The organism is Leptolyngbya sp. PL-A3 (assembly GCF_039962325.1).
Lineage (GTDB): Bacteria > Cyanobacteriota > Cyanobacteriia > Elainellales > Elainellaceae > Vacuolonema.
Window position 1 is genome coordinate 20703 of the sequence record NZ_JAMPLB010000082.1, and the last position, 6351, is coordinate 27053.

The window sequence follows — 6351 nt, forward strand, 5'->3', positions numbered from 1 at the left end:
TTCGGTGAACACTCAACGTGGGTATTCCTGGCGGACATGGTGGAGAACGGTGCGGGGTTCGGTTCCGAGCGGGAAAGTTAGAACTTTTTCAATCCCGGTGCCAATTTGGGTAATAACAGCCTTTACCATTGAGAGAACTCCTTAACTTGGGGTGAACTAAGGGGCGGTGCGTTGTTTCTCAGGCAGGCACCGCCCTTTGACGTATCCGTAACCGAACCGTATCAGGGGAGCCAAAGCCCCCCGTTTCCTCACCCTGCTGCAACAGCAGGAGCAAGCTTTTTCCGACCGCTGCCCGGTGGGCGTCCCCTCCGCTTCTTAACAGGGGGTGCAGCCACCACGGGCGCGGGTTCTGCGGTACGGGATGGGAAGAAGGTCAAAACTTCCGCAATCCGCACCGAACCAGCCCCCAACGCTGTGGGCATGGTGGCGATCGCCTTCTCTACCACCTCCACAACGTCGATCTACGGTTCAGGCGGTGGTGCATCCTACTGCTGTGGAACCGGGCGCGGTGTAGCGTTTCGGTCGAGGCCAGTCAGCAAAAACAGGATGCAGATAGCGATTGCATCGAGCAGAATCTCAAATCCAGTCATTTGAAACCTCAAAACCCGGTGAATGTGTAGAGTCCGGGCAATGCGATCGCAGCCCATCCGATAGGCCAACATCACGCTGGGGCGATCGCGTATCTCGAATCAATCCATCATTTATTGGCGGTACGCTCTGGGCTATCCCCGCTGCCCTCTCTGGGCCTAGGCTCCTGACCCATGGAACCGGGAGAGGTATCGCCTCCATGTCTACTACTGTTACAAGTTTAACTTAGATTATCAAACTCTAAACTAAAATTTTTAAGTTAAACATGTAAAATCTATAGTAGGCTTGATTTAGATACAATTCAGGAAGTGATTTTGTGAGTGCAACCTTGATTCGATGGAAACTGCGAGAGGTAATGGACGTCCACGGTATTCAGGCCAAGGATCTGGCAGAAGCTGTGGGCGTGAGCAAGAATGCTGTTTCCAATTGGCGGAATAGCGATATGCCCCGATTAGATGGCGATCGCCTAAACGAAATTCTGTTGCAGGTCAACAAGCGGCGGCGTCCTGGCTCCCCAATAGTAATGCCCTCAGACCTGATTGAGTTCACCTTATCCCCTGATGAGATTTCAGAGATCAACTCATGACTGACACCACAAACACCGGCAACGAGGAATTCAGCAGCATGACTGATGAAGAGCTGCAAGCCCAGATCAAAGCTATGCAGGCAGAGTTAGGGCGGCGTAAGTGGGCAAAAGTGGACGAAGTGATGACCCGTATTGAAGCCCTAACAGACGAGGAACTAGCAGAGCTTAGCAACCGGGTATCAAGCTTCAAAACAGCTCGCGATCGCAAGGTGCAGGAGATGACGGAGGGGGCAAAGCAAGCTAATAGCGGGTACAGCTCAATACCTCAAGCCCCACTAGAGCCTGTGCGCCCGCACGACCCGGCACAGTTTTCTGCCAATCCTGATGAGCTATTGGGACGGAAGCCTAAGAAGAAATTTTCGGAGATGACGCTGGAAGAGCTTAGCGAAGTGAAATTGTCAGAGCTAAGTCAAAGTGAGATGAATGAATACTCTATGGCTGGGCTTCGTTTACAAATGCGCGGAATGACATAAAGCGATCGCCCATGACCCAACCCAATGACGCTGAAATCAAATGGCAGGCAGAAGTGATTTCTATGCAATCGCTCCTATCTCCAGATCATGCTGAATACCTGATCCAGTTCACCAATGGTAATTCTGAGTTGCTGGCTCAGTGCGAAGAGTTGGCAAATAGGGGAGTAAAAGTACCAATGATTACCGACTGGTTAAAGGTAAAGATGCAGCTCGTCAAATTTGAGCTGCCAGGATATCAGGCTTGCGAAGAGGTTTTGAAAAATGCAACGGAGAACGATCGCCCATGACAACAGCAGAAGGTTTTTGGGTTAAGTCCAGTGCTTTTTGGCTATACATCTCCAAAAACATCGGTGTTGGCGTGGAAATATACCCGACTCAGAATCGCAGTGCAGTTTCTATGTTGTGCCGAGTCGGTGAGAGCAACAATGAGATCCAGGTTTTCCCAAAATTCCAAACTGAGCTATTGACGGTGGATGAGACTCGCTTTCAAGCTGCTGTTCTGATGAAAGCAGTGGACATTGCAAACGATTGGAAAACATATCAGCAAATGATGAAGTGGGCCGATCGCCCCAAACAATGACCACAACTCAGCGGGCACCATACCCGCTCTTTTTTGACCCTTCAGTTAGTGAGACAGTAAGAGTGAATCTTTCTATTGAAGAACTTGAACTACTTCAGTCTGCCTTGCTGAGCTATTACCAGGCTTGCAAAGAAGTACATGGACACGGCAGCAAAACTATGGCTATTTCGGCATTAATCAAAAAAGCTCAGGAGGAAGTTGATTTTCAGAAGAACCAGAGTAGGGGCGATCGCAACACCTGAAAACCGTGCCAATGGAGACTTTTCTTTTAGTAAAAAGTTGAGTAGATCTATTTATGTCTTCCCCAAGGCGGGTACCATACCCGCTCTTTTTTGACCTTTGATTCATGGGCAATTAATGCCCTTTACTTCAAAATTGCACAAGAATCATGAGTAAGTATGACGAGCTGCAATCGCGACTGGAAGCCCTTCACCTAGAGGCGGCATCACTACAGGACGAAGGCGAATGCCTACAAGATTGTTGGTTGGAGAGAACACCAGCAGGGGGCACCGCTCGGGGAGTGGGCACCACCTCAGGGCGATACCGTACCCTGCGGAGCCGGAAAGCCTTGAGCGGGGGCAAGAAAAGCCAATACATCCCACTGGGAAGGTGGCTCAAACAGAAGCGGCGATCGCCCGTGGGAGGCAACTTACCAAGCTGCAACGACAGATAAAAGTGGTTGAGGCAGAGATTCAGGTCATTGAAGAAACGGCAGCACGGTTAGGGTTGCAAGTGCCGAGGGCATCCACCACCAGGCGGAAGGGGAGCGATCGCAAACCTGCCAGGTCTGCTGATGTTCAAAGCATTCCCAACGGGGCAAAGGTGACGGTCCCTCGTGGGTGGGAAGCAGTGGTCACCGGATACCTGGGGGAGAACCGCTACAGCATCCGGTACAACACCGGGTTGCCGGGGGAAGAGGATAGTTACCCCGCCCATTGCCTGACCATTGAGTGATGCCGTCATATGCTCACGTATGCCCCTTTTTGGGGTACATTTCAGGGGCCAAGAGTAGTGGGGAAGGCAACGATAGAAGATGTCGAGTTGGGAAATGCTGGATGCGATCGCGGCTGAAATTGGTTCTCTTACAGTGGAGAACAATAGATTTCGCCGGGAGATAGATTTACTTCGTGAGGAAGTCGAGTTGCTAAAGGATCGCGCTGCCGACGCTGACACCAATTTTGAAGCCATCAAACAAGATGCCGCAAAACTGAGACAGGCATTACGCGAGTTACGCGCCAGCGCTGCACAGCTAAGAGCCGATGCCGCACAGTTGAGAGCGAATAAAGCGTAAGAGGTTGCTGATGAGAAGCAACAAGCAGCCGACCAAGCTCTAAAGCAACAAGAATCTTCCCAGATTAGATCTTCTCAGATAGAGGCAGACGAAGCTCAGGGTTGGGCAGATCAAGCACAAGCCAGAGCCGATATTGCCCAAAGGAATGCCGACGAGCCGCAGTGAAGCCCCAAGTTGATATGAACCAAGCCTGCTGCAGGCGATCGCAGGGATTGGGCTCTACGGCAACTGCTTATATTTGCTTATGTTTTTTGAAATTCTCACTTTTCCCAATGAAAAACCCGCATCGCTCGTGGGTGCAATGCGGGGAAATCAAAACTTACGAATCTAGATTGTGCCATAGAGTGGCGATCGCTTCCCAATAATGTGAGGGCTGACCACATCCTTCTTTCGGATGTGATCAGTCTTCCTATTGAAGGAAGCAAGCACAAGCATAATGGCAAGATAATGCAGAGGTCGCCTATAAAAACATAGAGTCAGCTCTAGAGACTCTAGCTCTATATTTGCAAGATGCCCGTCACTGTCCGTGGACGGGCATTTATGATTTTAGAGGTGGTCAAACTACCAAGAACCATGGATGCGATTGCCCTCTCCCCTAGAACGAAGATCCGATTCACCACAAGTTACGCCGTAACCAGCGGTGTTTGAGGTGAATAGCGATGTCTGTGGTATGCAGCGATCGGCTGCATAAATCTGCCAAAACTGATCTCCGACATCCTCTCATCGAGCATTGGCCCACCTCTAGAGAAACTGTAAACAGGAAGAAGCCTCCAATCGCCCACGTGAAAGTGGTTCCTATATGGGTCAGCGACAAGATGAGAGTACACCCAATCTTCAAGGCTTAAGGGTTCTGATTGCCGCGCAAGACTGGAACGTTGCTGAATTGCTTCTAGTAATCTTGCAAGATGCTCAGGCAGAACTTGTTTTAACAAACTCTGCGAAAGCAGCTTTGGATCAATTACTAACGGAGCCTATAGACCTCCTTATCTGCAACGTTCAACTGCCTGACATGCATGGTCATGAGCTAATTCAGAAAATCCGATCTAGGCCGGAGAACCACATCAACCAAATACCAGCGATCGCACTCACCCTTACTGTTAATTTCTACTCTCACGCGATTGCCGAGCGCACAATGATAAAGGCAGGTTTTGACCGATTCATTTCTCTACCTGCAGAACCAGAAGCAATTGTGAATGAAATTCTTTCTTTAACTGGGAACGCAAAGGGACAGCAGGGAACCTAGTACAGCAGTAAGTTCACTTGTGAGTGGCGATCGCAAAAAGAAAACCGCCATCAAATTGACGACGGCAAAACCCGTAGGTACTGGGCTTAGTTCTCCCGGCGATCGTCAATAAAAAGCCCTCCAAGTTTGTTGGAGGGCAAGTATAGAGAACTGGCAACTGTGGAAGGAACAAAAGGTAAAAAACAAAACCCCGCACCCAATGCAGCTCAATTAGGGGGGAAGGTTTGCTATATACAGAGTCTGTGGCAGTAAACCTAAAAACACGTCTTTCAAGAGTAGCGGATTGTTAGTTTTGACCGCTTTACTCCTTTTGAGATCGAGAAAATACTTCAGAGGAAGATAGCCAAACAAAAAACCACATCCTAAAAGCGATATGGGTAGAAATCAAGACTATTGGGATTGTGGCATGGAGTGACGATCACGCTCCTCACTAACATGGGCCAACTTGGCTCTTAGCTGGCCCATGTTAGTGAGGAGCTGCAAAAGGTTGAGAAGAGGGTAGCAAAGTTAGGGATGCAACTACCAGCGGTCATATGGTCTTCACCGTCGCTACTGTTGCAGTGGGTGAGATGGAAGGCTAACTAGGAGTCGGGAGGGGTGGATTTCCCCTCCCACTGGATCTAGTCTCTGATGGCAATTTTCGGCTAAATCAGTTGTTCAACTGCATTTTGAGAGCATAAACAAAATCTTTCAAAACCCAAAAACCAGGATATAAAGTAAATTTATAATTAGTCAAAAAAATAGTAATGTATACCGTAAGGAGGAAGATTATAACCACTTTAAGATAAACATTTAGAGTGATTAACTGTCGAGCTATCATCTATTTTAGCTAGCTATCATATTTTTTATCGTGCCTGATTCTATCTATCGAATCCTAATTGTTGATGATGTAATAGACAATCTATTCCTACTGCAAACTCTATTAGAAATAGAAGGATATGAAGTTGAGTGTGCTGATAGTGGTCAATCAGCCATTAAAAAGGCTGAATCCTTTTCCCCTCATTTAATCTTATTAGATTTCATGATGCCTGGGATGAACGGTGATGAAGTAGTCCGACAGATTCGAGACTCCAAAAAAAATCCTGATATACCAATCTTTTTAGTAACTGCTTATGAAGAATTAGAACTCATTAAAAGTTTAGCATCACAGGTAGAAGAAATTATTCGTAAACCGATTGATTTTGAAAACCTTTTACTACTCATAAAAGGTTTTATTTCCGATTGACAATAGTCTTATATTTCTGTGTTGTGGACGAACGGAAATAAAGCCGTTTTTTGGTTGTAATATGGGAGACAATCGTCATCTTCCTATAAGGCATATCAAAAAAAGAACAAAAAGCTCTCCCTGGTAGGCAAGTGAGAGCGGGATGTGATTAATTCAATTGATATTCTCCTTCAGAACAGATAGCGAGAAGGGTTAGCTCAGATATTGCACCATTCTCAGTAAGGGTTGCCAAAGAAGCCAAAATCTGAAAGAAAGGGCGTAGCAAAAAATTAGAAGACGGTCATGGAAACCATTCTTCAACACGCCCAAGGGCTAGTGTATAGCCTCCTCTGCTTGATGCCTAGTGCTTATCAAAAGGCCAGCCT

Annotated in this window: 12 protein-coding genes; 10 read left to right on the forward strand and 2 right to left on the reverse strand. The window is 47.6% G+C overall.

From position 1 onward, the window contains the following. Positions 1–248 precede the first annotated feature (248 nt). Both NDI52_RS30725 and NDI52_RS30730 read right to left on the reverse strand, forming a co-directional pair. A complete protein-coding gene (locus NDI52_RS30725; RefSeq protein ID WP_348256964.1) occupies positions 249–452 on the reverse strand; it encodes a hypothetical protein in 204 nt (67 codons plus the stop codon). Positions 453–485: 33 nt separating this feature from the next. Next, positions 486–662, reverse strand: coding sequence for a hypothetical protein (locus NDI52_RS30730; protein ID WP_348256965.1), 177 nt, complete (start codon positions 660–662; stop codon positions 486–488). A gap of 242 nt (positions 663–904) precedes the next feature. On the opposite strand from NDI52_RS30730, the gene NDI52_RS30735 reads away from it, so the two are divergent. The 10 genes from NDI52_RS30735 to NDI52_RS30780 all read left to right on the forward strand — a co-directional run bounded on the left by NDI52_RS30735 (position 905) and on the right by NDI52_RS30780 (position 5986). Next, a complete protein-coding gene (locus tag NDI52_RS30735; protein ID WP_348256966.1) occupies positions 905–1174 on the forward strand; it encodes a helix-turn-helix transcriptional regulator in 270 nt (89 codons plus the stop codon). After that, positions 1171–1647, forward strand: coding sequence for a hypothetical protein (locus tag NDI52_RS30740; protein ID WP_348256967.1), 477 nt, complete (start codon positions 1171–1173; stop codon positions 1645–1647). The genes NDI52_RS30735 and NDI52_RS30740 overlap by 4 nt, the downstream gene beginning before the upstream one ends. An 11-nt stretch (positions 1648–1658) precedes the next feature. Further along, positions 1659–1934, forward strand: a complete 276-nt coding sequence (locus NDI52_RS30745) for a hypothetical protein (protein WP_348256968.1) — start codon at positions 1659–1661, stop codon at positions 1932–1934. Beyond that, positions 1931–2227, forward strand: a complete 297-nt coding sequence (locus NDI52_RS30750; RefSeq protein ID WP_348256969.1) for a hypothetical protein — start codon at positions 1931–1933, stop codon at positions 2225–2227. The genes NDI52_RS30745 and NDI52_RS30750 overlap by 4 nt, the downstream gene beginning before the upstream one ends. A 62-nt stretch (positions 2228–2289) precedes the next feature. Next, complete coding sequence (locus NDI52_RS30755) at positions 2290–2469, forward strand: hypothetical protein (protein WP_348256970.1); 180 nt, start codon at positions 2290–2292, stop codon at positions 2467–2469. Between the two features lie 146 nt (positions 2470–2615). Continuing rightward, entirely contained in the window at positions 2616–2900 is a 285-nt protein-coding gene (locus NDI52_RS30760; protein WP_348256971.1) for a hypothetical protein, read from the forward strand. After that, positions 2837–3181 (forward strand): hypothetical protein, encoded by a 345-nt coding sequence (locus NDI52_RS30765; protein WP_348256972.1) that lies wholly within the window; start codon positions 2837–2839, stop codon positions 3179–3181. Before NDI52_RS30760 ends, NDI52_RS30765 begins: the two co-directional genes overlap by 64 nt. 79 nt (positions 3182–3260) lie before the next feature. Next, on the forward strand, positions 3261–3518 hold the full coding sequence (locus NDI52_RS30770; protein WP_348256973.1) for a hypothetical protein: 258 nt from the start codon (positions 3261–3263) through the stop codon (positions 3516–3518). Positions 3519–4317: 799 nt separating this feature from the next. Beyond that, on the forward strand, positions 4318–4761 hold the full coding sequence (locus NDI52_RS30775; protein ID WP_348256974.1) for a response regulator: 444 nt from the start codon (positions 4318–4320) through the stop codon (positions 4759–4761). Between the two features lie 850 nt (positions 4762–5611). Continuing rightward, positions 5612–5986, forward strand: a complete 375-nt coding sequence (locus tag NDI52_RS30780) for a response regulator (protein ID WP_348256975.1) — start codon at positions 5612–5614, stop codon at positions 5984–5986. Positions 5987–6351: the final 365 nt, after the last annotated feature.